We start from the raw sequence: 18,054 nt of genomic DNA on the forward strand, positions 1-18,054 counted from the left end.
ATGCCTACCCCCCATTGAATCCGATGGGTAATCCACTATATACCAATCCGCAAAGATAATTGCCCACTCAGAAGGCGCTGGCAAGTTTCCTAGCGAAGCGTGGGAATGCAGGAATGGCTGTTTCCTTTCAAATTCCCAGAATGAAGCTAGGAAGCTTGCCAGACCTTCCCGAAGGGCGAGTTTAAAATGTCCGTACACTTTGTTGTGTTACCTCGATGTAGAACCACTATACCTGCGGTAACACGCCGCGATTACGAACATTTTAACTCTCGCTGAGTGGGTAATGATCTATGCGGACTGGTATTAAATATTACTGTGGTGTTTTTTGCCATAGCTGAATATGGAAGTCTGCGGTTACGCTTTTCAACGTTTCAACAATCTCATCGATTTTGCCGTTTGGCAGTTTCCAGTAAAACGGCGTCATTTTGATAAGTGCCAGCGCATGTTCTTCGCTTTCGAAATGGATAGGAAAGGAAAAACATTCATTGTAAACCCGTGTAAGCCCATCTCGTTCTTGGTTGTCGATTTCATGCTGTCTTGGATTGTCGTACACCTGCTGTTTAAGCTCAAACAGGTGTTCAGGCGCAGGATCGACCGTCACTAAAAGGCCATTGTTTTTAAGAGCCCTCACATATTCTTCATTACTCCCAGGTGCGAAAACCTGAATCATCACGTCTTGCGAGTTACCGCTTAGGGGTAAATCGAAACTGCTAGCAACAACGAACTGTGCTTGTTTGTACGCTTTAGCTGCCAGCTCTACTGCGATTTTGGCGATATCGCTACCTGCTCCTTCAACCTTTAAGCCACTCGCTGAAAGTCCTTGTACCATCGCATCCAAGTAACTCCCCTCACCACAACCCGCGTCATAAACCTTTATGGCATTCTTTGATGCTTCTTCATTGGCTGCCGTTTCATTTAGTACCTTTTTCACCAGCGTCACTAATTTATCTTTCAACGGCTTATAGGCATTTAATTGGTGGAATTCCCTTCTGGCTCTCACCATTGCTTTGTCGTCACCCGGAAGTTTCGATTTTTTAAATTGAACGGGCAAAAGGTTAACGTAACCAGACTTCGCTTTATCGAAGGTATGGTTGTTTTCGCAGCGAATAGGCGTTGTATGTAATGAGATAGGGAGTTTACAAAGTGGACAGTGCCACATGACAGGTTCTTTTTACTGAGAATTTGCCGTAAAGGATATCAAACCCGACACCTTTACGGCAATAAGCGTAACAACTTCACACGCCGAGTTAACACTAATACTGGGCGCTTTCGTGCTTATTTGGAGAACTTTTACACTACAGCTTTGCCAATGGATGTTGCTCTTCAGCCCATGGAGAAGTGAAGAAATGTGCTATTGCGCTTTGCGGCACTTCATCTACTGTTTTGTATTTCCACTGTGGTGACATGTCTTTATCAATCAAAAGCGCTCTTACACCCTCTTGGAACTCTCCACTTTCTCCACATCGACAGGACATATCAGCTTCCATTCTAAAACAGTCAGCCAACGTCATATTCGCACCTTTCTTACATTGCTCGAACACCAAATGCATAGTGATAGGAGAACCTTTGGCTAAAGTGCTTTGCGCTCTCTGTAACCACTTATTCTCACTCATGTCTGCGTTAAGAATGGCATGAACTACATCGGTAACATTGTCAGCCGAACACAAGTCATTAATAAGTGCCATATTCGGCTCAACGTTGCCATTGGGAAGTTCTTCAGGCGTTTTCATTGTGTTGATAATGTGCGAAACACTAGAAGCCAAACTTTCGCTGTCGGTCTTTTCCCACGTGTATTCTACGAGGGTATTAAGCAAAGTGTCTTTTTCGGTACTCGCCAGCAAACTGTCTGCAAGCCCTACAAAGCAAGCATCGGAGCCATTCATTTGGCCGCCAGTTAAACCTAGGAAGAGACCTGCTTTTCCTGGTAAGCGAGGTAGAAAATAGCTTCCGCCTACGTCCGGGTACAAACCTATCGTAATTTCCGGCATAGCAAGACGAGAGGTTTCGGTTACTATTCGATGGCTTGCACCGCATAGAAGCCCCATGCCACCGCCCATAACAATACCACTGCCCCAAACAACAATAGGCTTACTGTAATTGTGAATAGTATAATCTAGCGTGTATTCAGTTTCGAAAAATGTTTCTAAGAAAGCTGGAATTTGCCCATTAGCTTCCACCATCGATTTGTACATAGACACTATGTCACCACCGGCGCAAAATGCCTTCTCGCCAGCAGCATCGATCACAACAGCTACGATATCGTCGCGAGACTGCCATCGCTGAAGCGCGTCAAGCATGATGCCAGCCATTTCCAAATCCAATGCATTTAATGCCTTTGGCTTGTTAAGCGTTAAACGGCCTATTGTGTAGTCATTGCTAGACGTCTTGATTTCATCAACAATGACTACCGATTCCACATCTGTCATTTTCACTCCTTCCCATAGTCCATTAAATCGTGCCTGAATTAGTTCGTTAGCGAAGTGTACTACAGTACACTTCTCTCATCTGACAACAAACGTCTACCAATGATAACGCGCATAATTTCATTGGTGCCTTCCAATATTTGATGTACGCGAACATCTCTGAAGTGACGCTCCAACGGATATTCTTTGATATAACCGTACCCGCCGTGTAGCTGAAGGGCATCGTTACATACATTGAAGCCAACATCTGTCGCAAACCTTTTCGCCATAGCGCAATAGGTGGTTTTGTCTGGGTCGTTATTATCCAGCTTACAAGCCGCCATACGTACCATTTGTCTCGCTGCAACAAGTTCAGTAGCCATATCAGCTAATTTAAACTGTAATGCCTGGAAACCTGCAATAGGTTTACCAAACTGCTCACGTTCATTCATGTAGTCGCGCGCAACGTTTAGCGCCTGCTGTGCAGTTCCTACCGAGCAAGTTGCAATATTGATTCGGCCGCCATCAAGCCCTTGCATGGCCATTTTAAAGCCTTGTCCTTCCTCGCCAAGTAACCAACTAGCATCTAATTTCACGTTATCGAACGTGATCATACGAGTGGGCTGTGCATTCCACCCCATTTTTTCTTCGGCTTTACCGTACTCAATCCCGTCGGCATTAGCCGGAACCGCGAATGCAGATACGCCCTTAGGACCATCTTCCCCTGTACGCGCCATTACAACAAGAACATCCGTACTGCCAGCACCAGAGATAAACACCTTAGACCCGTTAAGGACATACCCACCGTCAGCTTTCGTCGCCTTTGTTTTTAGCGACGCTGCATCAGAACCAGCGCCAGGCTCGGTTAGGCAATATGATGCCAGCTTGTCACCGGTTACCAGTTGGTCACACCACATATCTTTAACTTCACTGGTGCCCCAAGTAGCAATCATCCACGTTGCCATGTTATGTATGGTTAACATAGCTGTAGTCGTGGTACATCCCATTGAAAGCTGCTCGAAGATTATGGAGGAATCGAGCCTGGATAAACCCAGCCCACCTGCACTCTCAGGCGCATACAATCCACAGAAGCCTAATTCACCCGCTTTCTTTATTGCTTCTACTGGGAAGTGATGTTCTCTATCCCACATAGCGGCGTTAGGTGCTAGCTCTTGCTGAGCGAATTGACGGGCGGTGTCTTCAAAGGCTAACTGGTCATCGGTTAATTCAAAATTCATTAGGCATACCCTCAATTGATTTGCTTTTGAACTACAATAACCAATACTTACCCCTTACGTAAACGTAAAGGTAAATTTTTATTTAAAAACATTGAGGGTTAACGTAAATATTTTGTGACGAGAAATGCTGTTTCTTTATAGACTCCAGCACGAAGCAGAAAAAAGTTATCCTTTTTAATAATGCACTTTTATCTCGCCGCTGATAAGCTAGGTTGATGTAAGTAAACCTTGTTTGGTCGCCGTGGAATTCAGAATAGCTATAGTAGAAGACAATGCTACTGCTCGGACTGCGCTTCGAGGACATTTAATGTCAATTGCTAACTTATCGGTAAGTAGCTTTGCATCTGGTGTAGAACTGAAAGCGGCACTTAAAAAGCAAAACTTTGAACTCCTGTTAATGGACTATCACCTAGGTCAAGGCAAAACAGGCGTGGAATGGATCCAGAGTTTAAGAGAGGCAGGCTTTATAAGACCTAGCACAGGCATTATTTTCTTAACGTCTGATCGCTCACCGCAAATTATTGGCCGTATAATGGATTTACAGCCTGACGTTTTGCTTATTAAGCCATACACCATTGCTTCACTAACCCGCCAAATTAACCATTACTTAAGTTATCGAGACTTTGTTAAAAACGTATTGCACGCGCTGGATAACAAACAACTTGACCGAGCAATTAGTGTCGTTAGAGCCAAGATCACCGAAGGCATTCCTCCTCGGCTTGTTGCTGAAATTAGAAAGCTTTATGCGCGTCTTCTTTTCGAGAATGGTGATTTACAACGAGCGTTGAGTATTTATGACGACGTGTTAACCCGCTCTGACAAAGTCCTTTGGGCACAATGGGGAAAAGTAAAGTGCCAGTACGCTTCGGGTCAATGGCCACATTGCAAAAGCCATTTGAGCCAAATGGTTAACTCTAGCTTGGCTCGAGACAAGGCATTTGAATGGCTTGCATCCATATCATTTGAACAAGATTCCTACGATCAAGTAGAAAAATACTTAAATGAAATTAAGTTTAGTGAATTAAGCCTACCAGCTGCAAAGTTAAAAACCATTGCCTATCAAAAGCAGGACAAGGTTGTAGAAGCCATCGATCTCTTACAGAAGAAACGGGCTATGCATCGCAGTGCAAAAGACAGGTTCAATGACTTTACGTTTGAGCTCGCTGAGTTCTATTTGTTTCTTGCAGAAGAGTCGCCTGAAACCAATAGAAAAGAAAGCTTGTCTCAGGCTAGAAAATTAGTAGGCATTGCCGGAAGAAGTCAGGGCGACCCGCAAACTTTACAAAAAAGAGACTACCTTCTGGCTTTCTCGGCTGTGCTGGACGGCGACTTAGAAAAAGCAGCACATTTGCTTGAAAGCGACTACGTCGACAACTACCTTCGCACTGAGCCGTCTATCCTCGTTATTGCCGCAAAAGTACATCACGGTCTTGGAGATGAACGCAAAGCTGGTGAGTTACTCTTGATGGCTAAGCGCAAAAACACAGAGTTACAAGCTATTTCAGAACAGGTTATGAATGACGAGCTGATTTTTTCGGGTGGAGAAAGGTTAGGTTTAAATCACGAACAGGCCATTTCTATAAACGAGGCCGGCACACAACTCTTTATCGAAGGCTTATTCAACAAGGCAATGAGGCATTTTTATGATGCTTTCCAACTCTCCCCCGATACCGCAGCATTTGGCTTAAACCTTCTTCAGTGCATGATTGAGTCAGACACAGGTGTTTACCGAAAATTTAACGTCAGACAGCTACTCGACAAGATAATGTCACTCCCCTTGAATGACGTTAACAAGGCCCGTTTGGAACAGCTTACTCTATCTGCTCAAGAACAGGCGCTGTAATGTTTAATTAGCAAATTACTAAAGCAACATCCATAACCTGCGTTATGGATAACAACGCACCGCTTCCAGAACGCCACTGTATTTCGCTGTTTATTACAACTTATTGTAAACCAGCGGGCCTTTTATTCTTGTTAGTCTGTTAGCGTTATTTTAGTCGGGTAAGTAAACTCGATGTATCCCAACGGCCGCCACCAAGCTTTTGAACATCTGCATAATATTGATCAACGAGTGCCGTAAGCGCCAAAGTCGAACCGTTCTTACGCGCTTCATCCAATGCAATGCTTAAGTCTTTACGCATCCAATCAACAGCAAAACCAAAATCAAAGCTGTTATTTAGCATAGTGCTGGCTCTGTTTTCCATCTGCCACGACTGAGCTGCGCCTTTGCTAATAACATCGACAACCGCATTACAATCAAGCCCAGCACGCTGGCCAAAATGCAATGCTTCGGCCAAGCCTTGTACGATGCCGGCAATACAAATCTGATTCATCATTTTTGCTAGTTGACCGCTGCCACTCTTACCAAGTAGCTGACTGTGTCGTGCATAATGTGCCATTACCGGCTCAACCGTGCTGTATACGTCTTCATCGCCGCCCACCATAATGGTCAGCTGCCCGTTCTCAGCCCCAGCCTGGCCACCAGAAACCGGTGCATCCAAGAAGCCAACTTGCTTATCTTGGCAGCTTTTATATAGTTCTCTGGCAATATCTGCTGATGCAGTCGTATGATCGACCAGCACACTGCCCGTCTTCATCACTGCTAACGCCTGTGTGCCCACATCTCTTACATCGTTGTCGTTACCCACACACATAAATACGATGTCAGCGCCTTCACACGCCTGCGCAACGGTATTGCTAGCACTGACTTTAGCGTCACCAGTGTTATAGGTTGAAAGCCAATCCTGCGCCTTTTGAGAGGTACGATTATAAACAGTGACCGAATAGCCAGCTTTGCTCAAGTGCCCTGCCATAGGATAGCCCATTACACCCAAGCCCAAAAAACTCACTTTCAAATTACTCATACAAAATATACTCTAGATACTTAACAAAGATGGTTGGATTACCTAAGAGTAACAGACTTAACAACAACAAAAATATAGGAAAATAATTTTGGCGCTCTATGAACACGCTATTACGTTGAACAACGGTGAACAAACTACCCTTGAACAATACAAGGGTAAGGTATTAATTATTGTTAATACGGCAAGCAAATGTGGCTTTACTCCTCAATATGAAGGACTAGAGTCGCTCTATAAAAAATACAACGATAAGGGCTTTGAAATTTTAGGGTTTCCCTGCGATCAGTTCGGACATCAAGAGCCAGGTAGCGACGAAGATATTGCGCAATTTTGTAGCCTTAATTTTGGCGTTTCATTCCCATTATTTAAGAAAACAAATGTAAATGGTCCAGATGCCAATCCGCTCTTTGAGGAATTGAAAAACGAAGCCCCCGGTCTTCTTGGCACAAAACGTATAAAATGGAACTTCACTAAGTTCTTAGTTAATGCTCAAGGCAAGGTGCTAAAACGTTATGCGCCTACTGTAAAACCAGAAGCCATTGAGAAAGACATCGCTAAGCTTTTATCAGCGAATTAGTACGCTTTGCAGTTTAGATAGTCGCCGACATGGCGGCAGCGAACGAGCGTTTTGAAATATACCTAATGCGTTAGTGCTCAATACATCCCGCTAGATTTATTGATCTACATCTATGTAGTTTGAATGTGAATGTGGTAATTTTTTGCCGTCTAAGTGACTTAACTGGGTACTAAAATGAATACCTCTGCACGTAAAAAAGCGCACGATAACCTCGGCGACCAACAACACAAAAACATCGCTTTTTTTAGTACTCGCTCTTATGAACACGCTCTGTTTTCTGAATTGCTGGAAACATTAAACGGTGCTAGTGACAAAACCATCAATGCCACATTTTTTGAACACCCACTGAACGCTTCAACCGCAGCGAGTTGCAGTGGATTCAGCGATGTTGTTGTGTTTGTAAATGACGACATTAATAGGAAAACCATTGAAGCTCTAAAACACTGTGGCGTTAAACATATCGCGCTTCGCTGCGCTGGCTTCAACAATGTTGATGTGGATGCAGCAGCAAAGGCAGGTATCACTGTAAGCCGCGTACCCGCTTATAGCCCTGAAACCGTAGCTGAACATACAATTGCGCTAATCCTTACGTTGAACCGAAAAACACATAAAGCATACAACCGAGTACGCGAAGGCAACTTCAATCTTGGAGGATTGATGGGCTTTACGCTTCACGGTAAAACCGTAGGGGTAATTGGCACAGGAAAGATTGGACAAGCGGTTATACGCATACTATTGGGATTTGGATGCCATGTGCTTTGCTTCGATCCGCATCCAAACAATGATGTAACCACAATGGGAGCCCATTATGTAACGCTCAATGAACTACTTGAAAAAAGCGTTATTGTTACCCTGCACTGCCCGCTCAACGAACAGAGTCATCATATAATCAATGCTAAGTGTATTGATAAAATGCCTCAAGGCGTCATGCTAATTAATACGTCAAGAGGCGGGCTTGTCGATGACAATGCCATCATTAAAGGGCTTAAGTCGAAAAAAATTGGATATTTAGGGCTAGATGTCTACGAAAGAGAATCCGAACTGTTTTTTAACGATCATTCGCAAGACATAATTCAGGATGATATTTTTCAGCGCTTAACTACGTTTCCGAACGTTTTAATAACGGGCCACCAAGGGTTCTTCACGCTCGAAGCCTTAGAGGAAATCGCAAAAATCACGGTCAATAATATTATGACGGGTGAGAACGCGCTCTAAGGCGACACTACAACTATCTACGTATTAGCGCGCTCATAACCCTATGTAGTCCGTCACGTAAATATCCCAAGAAACTCTTTTTTACTGGCTTTTTCTATTTCTCTTTTTCTAGAATCAGCTGAAAATATTTTCCTAACCAAAGGTAAGGCGCTTGCCTATGATACTGCCGCTCTAGCGCAAGTAAGTCATCAAATTTGCTGCTTTGATGGGTTATATCTCGCATGTAATCATGGAAACAACGAATGCCTGCTTTTTCGATAATTTTGAAACCCAATGATTCACAATGTTCAACCACGCGGGTTGCACTTAACGGCTGTTTTGGATTCAGTCTAACTTGCTTTTTAACTTTCATCCCTTTCGCGATGTAATCAAAGTTTCCGTAGATAGCATTGGCAAACAAATTCGCATCTTGGTTGAAAAAGCTTAGGCTTAAACGGGACCCTGGCTTCATGTTCTTATACATAAAATCGATAGCATCAAAGGGTGCATCCAGCCACTCTAAAACCGCATGGCAAATCACTAAATCAAAACTGTCTAAATCCTCAATCTGCTGCAAATATTGATGCCTAATTGTAATATTTGGTGCATCTGCAAGCAGTGTCTCAGCTTGTTTAAGTACATCCTTCGACGCGTCAGTTAACACAACAGAATGCCCTTTAGAAGCAATATGCGCTGTCATTACACCTGTCCCCCCGCCTATTTCAATAGCGCGAACAGGCGTGGTTAAATAAGGCTCGAGAACATCACATAATAAGGTGTGCCTGAGCTTTCCCTTAGTAGTGCCATATATATTGCTTGAGAATTTTTCTGCAATACCATCGAAGATACGATCGTTATTCATATACTACAGTCATCGCTAAGCAGGATTGTCAATATCAATAAACTCGACAGGCACGTCGAATTGCTGCCCAATGTGCTCTCCTAAGGATTTCACACCGTAGCGTTCAGTAGCATGATGACCAGCAGCAAAAAAAGTTATCCCCATTTCCCTTGCCGTGTGTACAGTTTGTTCAGACACTTCTCCGGTAATAAATGCATCGACGCCCAGTTCAACCGCTTGTTCGATGAACCCTTGTCCACCTCCCGTGCACCAAGCAAGCTTCGATATAGGTTTTGATACAGGCCCCTCAATCAGCACGTCTCTCCCCAGCAACTTCTGTAATTTAACCTGTAACGCTGCCCCTTCAATTTCTTCTTCAAAATTTCCGTGCATAACAACGCCAACAGGCTTCACACCGCTCACTGCACTTATATTTTGAATGCCTAATAGCGATGCAAGTTGTCGGTTGTTGCCAAATTCAGGGTGTACATCCAGTGGAAGGTGATAAGCAAACAAATTGATATCATTTGACAGTAGCGCTTGAAGGCGGCGCTTTTTCATGCCCGCAATCACTTGTGACTCACCTTTCCAAAAATAACCATGGTGAACAATTAGCGCATCTGCCTTAGCTTCTATGGCGGCATCAACGAGTGCTTGTGACGCAGTTACACCGGTAACTATCTTCTCAATTTTACTTGCGCCCTCTACCTGTAATCCATTGGGGCAATAATCACTGATCTCGCTAACCCTTAACATTCCATCAAGATAATTTTGTAGTTCTAGGCGGGTAATAGACACAAGTCCTCCGGTTGAAAGTTAGACAAATTGTTCAAAAAACGTTATAAAAAGACGCGAACGTTTAGCATTATACCTGTAATTAGACAATTATGAGTGGTGAGTAGATCCAATTTTAGTTTTGCGACACTTGCTGGCTTGGTCGTTACGCTGGGCGAGTTTTTCTCAGCGTTATAGCAATTACATACGTCGCATAGCGTTCGTCATCTTAACAAAATAAAGAGCAAAAAAGCATGGCAAACTTAGACAAAGACGAAGTGATAGCAGCATTTACCGAAGCTTATGAAAAGGCGAACGGCAAAGCACCGTCTATTGAGAGCAAAAGTGGTTGGTACAGTGTAGATGGCGGTAAGAACGTCCGTTTAGCACAGCTTCAAGAAATGACAGCGTCGTTAGCTTCTGGCTCTTCTGACGCCACGAGTGAAAGCGAAGAGAAAAAAGCGCCAAAGAAAGAGGCAAAAGCCGCAGCGAAACCAGCGAAGAAAAAGGCACCTTCATCCAAAAAGTCAGGATTTTCGGTAAAGGATTTCTGGGCAGAAAAGCTCAATGCAGAGGCGCCTGGCGCAACCCTTCCTCGATAATTTTGCATAACCTGATTCAATATCTAGTTTAGCTACTGGTGTAAAAACGCAATAAATGTCGCATACCGTAAGTGTCGTTGAGGCACTTATGTTATGTGACCCCTTCACTATTTATTATGAAATAATAATAGCTTACCACTCTTTCTCAACTGAGTATTTAACGAGCGCGCTTGAATTATTTGCCTGCTAGCCCTTGGGCTACGAATGGAACTAGGTGCTGGATAACTTCTTTTATATCTACATGCTTGTGAAAGTCAGACTCAGCTATTTCTGTTAGCGCTTGGCTCGACGCCATTGAAAATACAAAACTTCCCATCGCAAAATGCAAGCGCCAGAATAGTTCTTCCTCAGGTAGATCAGGAAGACAACGCCTTATAGCGTCGACAAGTGCACGGATACAATCACCGTAATCATTCATTAAGAACTTACGCAAATGCCCCTGAGTTTCGTTGTAGCCTCGTCCTAGCAACTTAACAAACGTAGAAGTACCCTGCTCTGAAATGGTGTTGAGGTTAAGCATAGGAGGGATCAACGAATACAAGAGTTGCTCAACGCCCTTCGCACCTTCCATAGGTGTCAAAGACGCCAAGCAAGACTCTACCTGCGGCATTAGGTGATCAAAGTACCTTTTAAACACGGCTTGAATTAAATTCTTCTTACTGCCGAAGTGATAGTTCACCGACGCCAAATTCACTTCTGCTCTGGCAGTAATCTCGCGCATGGATGTTTGAGTAAACCCGCTTTGAGAAAATAAGTATTCTGCCGCATCTAATATATCGGTTTTAGTATGCCGTGCCATATTCTTTTTATTATCTTTTTGTAGGTTAAAAATTTAACGTATGTCTGTGTTAACAATCGTTTTATCGGTCCTGAATTATCAACACAAACAAATTGTCGCTATTAAAACCAGTGACGCGCTTTGCTCATTGATTTCATAAACACGCGCTCAACAACATTTGCTGCAGACATCCCCAGTTTCTCTGCTACATTTTTCTTCACAGCATACTTAACACTAAATATTTCGCGTGCGGGATAATGAGAAAGAATATAGTCATCTGAGGTTGTGATGTCGTCAATTAAGCCAAGCGACTTAGCTTTAATACCTGGCCAATACTCGCCTGTGGCGACTTTATCGATGTCCATATCTGGACGCTGGCTTTGAACGAAGTCTTTGAACAGTACATGAATCTCTTCAATTTCTTCTTTAAATTTCGCGCGGCCTTCATCGTTGTTCTCACCAAATACGGTTAGAGTACGCTTGAATTCACCAGCGGTGTGTTGTTCAAACTCAATATCATTTTTCTTCAATAGTTTATTGAAGTTAGGCAACTGAGCTAAAACGCCTATGCTGCCAATGTAAGCAAATTGAGACGCCAGTAATTTGTCTGCAACACAAGCCATCATGTAACCACCGCTTGCCGCCACTTTATCTACCGCAATCGTTAGTTTAAGACCCTTTTCCTTGATACGCTGAAGTTGAGACGCTGCAAGTCCATAGCCGTGTACAACACCCCCACCACTTTCAAGTCGAACCAAGACTTCGTCTTCTTTATTCGCTACACATAAGATAGCGGTAATTTCTTCTCGTAAGTGTTCCACTTCATTGGCGTCCATCGAACCTTTAAAGTCGATGACATAAAGACGGGACTTCTCAGACTCTTCGCCCTGTTCTGTGATTTTGGCTTTGTTTTTTGCTTTATTTTTAGCTTTCGCTTCTTTTTTCTGTTCCTTGGCTAATTTCTTTAACGCATTTTTATCTAACAGAACCTGTTTCGCGTAATTTGTAATGTCTTTCAACTGCTCAGAAATAGACACGATTTCAAGTTGCCCTTTCCCATGCTTTTGCTTACTCGCTAAGCCAACAATGGTAGATACAACCACAATAAAAGCGATAACTAGCGTTACTGCCTTGGCAACAAACAAACCGTACTCGTACAAAAACTCCAAACTTTACTCCTAGTAAAATAAACGGGTAAGCGTCGTTGTTTACCCACAACGTAAATAGCGGCCTTGCTTTGTGAAAAGCAACGCCGCTTTGCTAATTACGTTATAATACCAGTCTCATCTTATTCTGACGATAGGGTAACTTGCTCTATCTTGTTAGCCTCTATCTCCTCGTCAGTAAAGAAGATATCTCTTAGCGTAGGCTGCGTAGAATAAAGCTGAGTTTGGTCTAAGAAATGTTCACTGCCATACTTGCGAGATTGTGAGTAGGTCAGAATACCCCGTCCCTTGGGGCCTTCATCAGTGAAGTTAATAACCATAGCCCAACTGGTGCCATAGTTAATATGGTAGCCCTCAGCTTCTGCACTCATTATGGTGTTACTATTCACAGGCTCGTAGTTATGACGTGGAAGCAACGTACCGTTCCTGTTGCTTATAACGTCAAACACGTTAAAGCCACCTTCAATATTGTGTGCACCAGCCCATGGTAGTTTGATACCAGACGCCGTGCCATCTGGCAGGCTTCGCTCAACAAACTGAACGTCCCCTAGCGGCGCGTCAAATGGGACACCAGCTTGCTCAATCACTTGAGTTGCTCTTGCCAATTGTTCAAGAGTAACGTCATTTTGCATCAAGCCAGAAGGCGTAGTGACTGGTGATTCTAGTGAAAACGGCGTCTCCCACTGTGGCGCTTGGTTAAACTGGAATGCAAACTCTCTAAACACGTGTGCACCAGTACTTGTAAGGTTCATGGTGCCATCCCAATCCTCCAACGCAGCACAGGCTTGTGAAACATCAACGCTAATTCCGTCTACATCTACAGGTGTTGAACCTTGCGCGGCGCATAGCGAAAGCAATGAAGGCAAAATATTCTCTGCTAAATAACTTCTGTTATTAAACAGTAAGCCTTCCACTTCGTCTGGCGTAAAGGTTCCGTCACTTCCCGCTTCGTTTTCAATAAACTGTTGACCCATTCTTGAGCGTAGTGTTTGTTGATATTCCACGCTACCAAATAGCGGATTGCTTACAACAATTGGTGAGTTTAAATTCGTTAACCAATAGCTGTCGTTCGAGTTTTGAACTGAATCCGTGCCCTCGTACTTAGGTGCTTCTTCGTATGGAACGGGTCCTTCGAAATCAAACTGCGAAATGTTACCCGGTAATACGGTAAAGCCAGCAGCTGCTTTAGTTTGAATAAGTAACGGGTTTGTAGTTAGTTGCTCAATTGCGGTTTCGGTTAGATTCGGCACGGTTGAATCGTCAATGTAGAAGACTTGACCATCATCAGAGGCAGCCATTGTATTATTGAAAATAACACCGTCGTAATCTTTAAACGCCTGCTTAAACTCGTCCATGGATGTCGCCATATTCATGGCAAGCCAATGGTCTACAATATCGAAGTTAGGCAGGTTTGCGTCTTTTATGGCAAAGGCATTACTACCATTCCAATCAAAGTTACCAGGCACTTCAATCATTGGACCGTAGTTGGTGTAATACGCGGTCTTATTAAGCTTAATGGTTTGCCCTCCACCCACTGCGACATCAATTTGAAGTGGCTTTTCATAGATGGTGCGTCTGTTGCCATCAACCATATGGGTAAGGCCAGATTCATCATTTTCGTCGAGGGTCAGCTGATACACAACAAAATGTTCAGCCGTCGAGAAGGTGTGTGTCCATGCAACGTTTTCGTTAAATCCAATATTTACCGCACCAGGCAATCCCATCAACGAGCCACCTGTTACATTCAAGTGTCCGGGTACTTGAGCATGGAAATTCCAAAAGCGTAGGTTTCCTGTGTGAGGAAAATGCGGATTGCCTAAAACCATACCTTTGCCATTGGTCGTTTTATCGCTGCCTAACCCCCAACCATTAGAGCCCATTTCTTGAGGATTTTTTTCAGGCAGACCTACCGTTGGTGAAATCTTAAAGGTAGAAGCAACGTCACTTGAGGACGCAGCTGGAGTAGGTAGATAACTCTCACCTTCAGGCGCTGCAATAAACATAGGTCCTAAGAAATTAGCGGCCCCAGGTAATAGCGCCACGCCTAATGAGTACGTTAATAGATCCACACTATCAATTTCAGTGACCCATGGTTGGCCAGCACAGCTTTGATCTTGTTCTTCTACAGGAGTTTCAGCTAAGTACCGGTTGTATCCAGCAGTGTAGCCTTGAAACATTGCACGTGAATTAGCAGACAACCGAGGTAAGTTCTCTTCTGCTAACTCTCTAATACCTAGAGTAAGAAAACCGAAATCGTTAATAAGGTGCTCTGAATCACCGCTACCAGGTACAGTATCTGGACCAAAATACTTAGCTCTCTCAGAGTTATACTTAACAATCTGGTCGGCCAGTACGCAAAGGTTATCGCGTGCAAACGCATAACCCACACCGTAAGCCATACTTTCTAGGTTATCGGCTTTCACATGCGGAACGCCATAGGTGGTCCAGGTAACATCCGCGGACAGTGTACCGTCAGGAGAAAATGCTGGAATTGGTGCTGGTGTTGGTTCGGGTGTCGTAGGCGTTGTGGGCGCTGGTTGTTCTACGTTAGAAAAGTCGTTATCGTTATCGCCACACGCACCGAGAAGTGCAGTGAGTGATAACGCAATAAGCGTCCGTTTAGCGTTAAAGGTGTTGTCAATCATCTCAAATGTTCCCTAATGATAAATGAAAAAGGTCAACCACTCTTACCGCACGCGTCTTCAAAGCGGTGTTAATTACAGCAAAAGTAAAACTGATCCGACCTGAATTCACACTACATTAACAAATGAAAACATTCAAACAACATTATAATTTTTCTACAAAAAAGCCGGCAATAACGCCGGCTTTTATTCTATAAAATGTAAGCAGTTGTAAACTGCTCATTGGAGTAAACTACCCGTGGCTAGTTCGCTACAACACTTTCATCAGAAATTGGCAGTACAAGTGCGTCAGACGCAATATAACCCGCCACTTCTTTTTGCATTTCCGTTGTTACCGCTGCGCTCGCCGCTGGACTTAAGCTAGAAGCATGAGCACCACTATTGAACTGTACAATTCCGCTAATTGGATCTGTACCAGGACCTTGCGTGGTTGTCACTTGCTCTAAGCCAATGGTCGCTGCCAGAGGAAGCTGACCTGACAATGGTAACGCTGTTGAAATTGGAATAACTTGATCCGGAAGGTTCGCGTCGCTGCCATCACCCACTACGGTCATCATATGAACTGGCGTATTGCTACCCAGTGTCTGAGCGTAGTTAGTAGGGTCACCAGCATCCATTACCGTTTGCGCAGCAAAAGCAAACTCTGCAAATACTGCATTTACTTGGGCAGCCTGCTCAGCAGTAAGATTTTCTTCAAAAATCGCTACCGCTGCGCGAAGTTGTTCTTCGCTCACATCAGTGGTTTCATACAGTTGATTTAGCAAGGCAACAAACTCTTCAGAAGCCTGAGACAGCAACAGACCTTTGATAAGTGGACCAAACGCGGCTGACTCAATTAGGAACTGAGCAACACCGCCCCCTGGAGACTCAAGAGAAGCTTGCTTGACAGCAAACATGCCATCAAGTGCTGCTAAATCGCCGCCCATCGACGTGTTTGCCACTGAAGCAAAATTACCACCAGTGATAGCGCCTAGAGACACCCCCATAATCGATACACGTGACATATCAAACTTAACATTTTGCGCTGCTGTGGTATCGACAACTGCGTTTAGTCCTAAACGTAGACCAAGTAAATCTGACACGCTTTGGCGTAGATTGTCGCGAGCCGTAGGCAAGCTGGCAAGGTTCATATAGTGAGTTGCGCTAACCGTAGTCGCATTCAGTTCATCTGTACCGTCGCCATTAAGGTCAAAACCGCGGCTACCGTGTAATGGTTGGTCGATTGCTACTGACGCAATACCTGCTAGAGACAGAGTACCTGTGATGGCAAGCATATCTTCTTTTTGGCTGGTAATGCCGTGCGCTAGAATAACCACTGGCCAACCGGCTTCAGGCATGCTGATAGGAAAACCTAAAGCACCTGCAATTGCTGGGTCAGGAATAGTAACCTGAACGTCTAACGTTTCTGTCCCCATGTTTCCGCCAGTAGGCTGTGGATATGGGTTGAATTTAGTAATGTTTCTTGCGCTATCTAACATTTCGCCGTTAATACGAACGTCAGCAAGGCCTAGTGAAGAACACATTGCTGCATTAGGACCTGGCTCTGCGTCTGCAAGTAATTCTTGTGGGGCACCCGCTAAAACAATACCGCTGTCACAGGCCGCTTTCCAAAATTCATTCACTGGCGCAAGTGGGTTCTCTGCACTTGGAACACCCAAGAAATAAGGTAATGCAATATTACCTTCATAACGTTGAGCTGCACAGAATGGACCGGCTTGCGCTAAAATGCCCGTAGAAACACCAACAGCAAATTCGTTCAGCGCACCCCATTGAGCAGAAAGTTGACCAGACGCCGTACCCGCAAGTCCTGCACAAGTTTCTAACAAGCTGAAATCAGTAGCGTCAATCGCTGCTTGAATGTTATCTGGTAGACCTTGTTTACCCTGCTCTACTGCGCCAGCTACAACAGTAGCGTTTACAAGACCAAGTGCTTCCATGGCATTAGGCGCTGCAGATACATCGCTTACCGTAATTGCAGGTAGTGCAGTTGGAGCGGACGGGTCACCGCCAGCAGCCAGTTGTGCAAAACGGCTAATCATGACCTTCTTGATGGTATCAAGCGAGTTGGCAATAGACTGTGTGGTGAAAGCTGACACGTAAGTAATGTCTTCACGGTCGAAACCCGCACCAAGCACTGGATTAACTAACGAATTAACTAAGCCTTGTAATTGAAGCTGTGCTGCACTTGATAGAGGATTAGTGTCGATGTCTTGTCTTACTGAGTCCCACGTAGTTGAGCCCTGAACCGATTTGCCAGAAGAGTCTTTCAAATCAGTGGTCATTACTAACATGTAGCCCTGAGCTGCTTTTAGCGGCTTAAGAGGAACAAAAGTGATTGTGTTGCTATCAGCAAGGCTGAGTACGTAATCAACTCCAAAGGTAAGTTGATCGCCAAGCTTACAACCCGCAGAAGGTGTTGTAACCTGCGCACAGTCAGGATCACTTTGGTCAAGACCTAACGTTGCTTCAAAAAGCAACACGCCAGAAGATAATGTACTTGCATCAAGCGATGCGCCGGCAGGTGTTTCTACATTAATTACAAACGGGTGTTGAGTTGACCAACCGTCTAACACGTTGAGTGCATTTTGCGGGTCAGCAAAATCTGTAGGGTCATCGACCGGAATATTCAGTGTGTAATCAAAGAAACCATCATCGCCTGGGAGCATCAGAAGGTCGTTTGGAATGTTTAAGTTCCCATTAGCTGGGTCAAAAACGATTCGTGAAAATGGTGTTTGGACTTCTGTTTCGGCCTGAATGTCGGAAAGGGTTTCATCGGAGCCACCACAGCCTGCTAGACCCAGCGCAAGGGCCACACTGGAACTTAATACGAGTTTTCTCATCTCTACTCCCTACAAGCATTGTTGTTATTCTGTGTCTAAAACTTAACTCTATTAAAAGTAGCTTGGTCTACCCTGTCTTTACAGGCGTAGATGATAGTTTTAAACATGTTAGACCAGTTGTATCTCCCTCAATCTTATT

General features: G+C 44.2%; 14 protein-coding genes. 4 read left to right on the forward strand and 10 right to left on the reverse strand.

Annotated features, from left to right (window positions below):
- Positions 1–310: 310 nt before the first annotated feature.
- The 3 genes from WA381_RS11830 to WA381_RS11840 all read right to left on the reverse strand — a co-directional run bounded on the left by WA381_RS11830 (position 311) and on the right by WA381_RS11840 (position 3,640).
- A complete protein-coding gene (locus WA381_RS11830) occupies positions 311–1,159 on the reverse strand; it encodes a putative RNA methyltransferase (protein WP_069944330.1) in 849 nt (282 codons plus the stop codon).
- A 136-nt stretch (positions 1,160–1,295) separates the two neighbouring features.
- Positions 1,296–2,426, reverse strand: a complete 1,131-nt coding sequence (locus WA381_RS11835) for an enoyl-CoA hydratase/isomerase family protein (RefSeq protein ID WP_061485876.1) — start codon at positions 2,424–2,426, stop codon at positions 1,296–1,298.
- Positions 2,427–2,485: 59 nt separating this feature from the next.
- A complete protein-coding gene (locus WA381_RS11840) occupies positions 2,486–3,640 on the reverse strand; it encodes an acyl-CoA dehydrogenase family protein (protein WP_039227752.1) in 1,155 nt (384 codons plus the stop codon).
- Between the two features lie 259 nt (positions 3,641–3,899).
- Between WA381_RS11840 and WA381_RS11845 the strand changes: the two genes are divergently transcribed.
- Positions 3,900–5,483 carry a response regulator gene (locus WA381_RS11845; RefSeq protein WP_081106139.1) on the forward strand — a complete coding sequence of 528 codons (1,584 nt, stop codon included), beginning with the start codon at positions 3,900–3,902 and terminating at the stop codon, positions 5,481–5,483.
- Between the two features lie 145 nt (positions 5,484–5,628).
- On the opposite strand, the gene WA381_RS11850 is transcribed toward WA381_RS11845, so the two are convergent.
- On the reverse strand, positions 5,629–6,504 hold the full coding sequence (locus WA381_RS11850) for an NAD(P)-dependent oxidoreductase (protein WP_061485873.1): 876 nt from the start codon (positions 6,502–6,504) through the stop codon (positions 5,629–5,631).
- Positions 6,505–6,592: 88 nt separating this feature from the next.
- On the opposite strand from WA381_RS11850, the gene WA381_RS11855 reads away from it, so the two are divergent.
- Together WA381_RS11855 and WA381_RS11860 are read left to right on the forward strand one after the other, a co-directional pair.
- Complete coding sequence (locus WA381_RS11855; protein WP_156086427.1) at positions 6,593–7,078, forward strand: glutathione peroxidase; 486 nt, start codon at positions 6,593–6,595, stop codon at positions 7,076–7,078.
- Positions 7,079–7,252: 174 nt separating this feature from the next.
- The gene (locus tag WA381_RS11860) at positions 7,253–8,293 is read left to right on the forward strand and encodes a 2-hydroxyacid dehydrogenase (RefSeq protein WP_061485871.1); all 1,041 of its coding nucleotides are present in this window, start codon (positions 7,253–7,255) and stop codon (positions 8,291–8,293) included.
- Between the two features lie 94 nt (positions 8,294–8,387).
- On the opposite strand, the gene WA381_RS11865 is transcribed toward WA381_RS11860, so the two are convergent.
- Together WA381_RS11865 and WA381_RS11870 are read right to left on the reverse strand one after the other, a co-directional pair.
- The gene (locus WA381_RS11865) at positions 8,388–9,134 is read right to left on the reverse strand and encodes a methyltransferase (RefSeq protein ID WP_039232909.1); all 747 of its coding nucleotides are present in this window, start codon (positions 9,132–9,134) and stop codon (positions 8,388–8,390) included.
- A 15-nt stretch (positions 9,135–9,149) separates the two neighbouring features.
- On the reverse strand, positions 9,150–9,911 hold the full coding sequence (locus tag WA381_RS11870) for a Nif3-like dinuclear metal center hexameric protein (RefSeq protein WP_061485870.1): 762 nt from the start codon (positions 9,909–9,911) through the stop codon (positions 9,150–9,152).
- A 230-nt stretch (positions 9,912–10,141) separates the two neighbouring features.
- On the opposite strand from WA381_RS11870, the gene WA381_RS11875 reads away from it, so the two are divergent.
- On the forward strand, positions 10,142–10,489 hold the full coding sequence (locus tag WA381_RS11875; RefSeq protein WP_061485869.1) for a hypothetical protein: 348 nt from the start codon (positions 10,142–10,144) through the stop codon (positions 10,487–10,489).
- 175 nt (positions 10,490–10,664) lie between these two features.
- On the opposite strand, the gene WA381_RS11880 is transcribed toward WA381_RS11875, so the two are convergent.
- The 4 genes from WA381_RS11880 to WA381_RS11895 all read right to left on the reverse strand — a co-directional run bounded on the left by WA381_RS11880 (position 10,665) and on the right by WA381_RS11895 (position 17,915).
- Entirely contained in the window at positions 10,665–11,288 is a 624-nt protein-coding gene (locus WA381_RS11880; protein ID WP_014949468.1) for a TetR/AcrR family transcriptional regulator, read from the reverse strand.
- A 101-nt stretch (positions 11,289–11,389) separates the two neighbouring features.
- Entirely contained in the window at positions 11,390–12,436 is a 1,047-nt protein-coding gene (gene sohB, locus WA381_RS11885) for a protease SohB (RefSeq protein WP_039227763.1), read from the reverse strand.
- Between the two features lie 119 nt (positions 12,437–12,555).
- Complete coding sequence (locus WA381_RS11890) at positions 12,556–15,078, reverse strand: acylase (RefSeq protein ID WP_156086426.1); 2,523 nt, start codon at positions 15,076–15,078, stop codon at positions 12,556–12,558.
- A gap of 239 nt (positions 15,079–15,317) precedes the next feature.
- Positions 15,318–17,915: a VolA/Pla-1 family phospholipase gene (locus WA381_RS11895; RefSeq protein ID WP_156086425.1), complete on the reverse strand. Its 2,598-nt coding sequence runs from the start codon at positions 17,913–17,915 to the stop codon at positions 15,318–15,320.
- Between the last annotated feature and the right edge of the window lie 139 nt (positions 17,916–18,054).

Origin of the sequence: Alteromonas sp. CH_MED4-4, from assembly GCF_037029575.1 — a bacterium.
GTDB classification, from domain to species: Bacteria; Pseudomonadota; Gammaproteobacteria; order Enterobacterales; family Alteromonadaceae; genus Alteromonas; species Alteromonas macleodii.

Coding starts and splice junctions, on each gene's coding strand:
- WA381_RS11830 (WP_069944330.1), bottom strand. CDS start 1,159: ATGTGGCACTGTCCACTTTGTAAACTCCCTATCTCATTACATACAACG.
- WA381_RS11835 (WP_061485876.1), bottom strand. CDS start 2,426: ATGACAGATGTGGAATCGGTAGTCATTGTTGATGAAATCAAGACGTCT.
- WA381_RS11840 (WP_039227752.1), bottom strand. CDS start 3,640: ATGAATTTTGAATTAACCGATGACCAGTTAGCCTTTGAAGACACCGCC.
- WA381_RS11850 (WP_061485873.1), bottom strand. CDS start 6,504: ATGAGTAATTTGAAAGTGAGTTTTTTGGGCTTGGGTGTAATGGGCTAT.
- WA381_RS11860 (WP_061485871.1), top strand. CDS start 7,253: ATGAATACCTCTGCACGTAAAAAAGCGCACGATAACCTCGGCGACCAA.
- WA381_RS11865 (WP_039232909.1), bottom strand. CDS start 9,134: ATGAATAACGATCGTATCTTCGATGGTATTGCAGAAAAATTCTCAAGC.
- WA381_RS11875 (WP_061485869.1), top strand. CDS start 10,142: ATGGCAAACTTAGACAAAGACGAAGTGATAGCAGCATTTACCGAAGCT.
- WA381_RS11880 (WP_014949468.1), bottom strand. CDS start 11,288: ATGGCACGGCATACTAAAACCGATATATTAGATGCGGCAGAATACTTA.
- WA381_RS11890 (WP_156086426.1), bottom strand. CDS start 15,078: ATGATTGACAACACCTTTAACGCTAAACGGACGCTTATTGCGTTATCA.
- WA381_RS11895 (WP_156086425.1), bottom strand. CDS start 17,915: ATGAGAAAACTCGTATTAAGTTCCAGTGTGGCCCTTGCGCTGGGTCTA.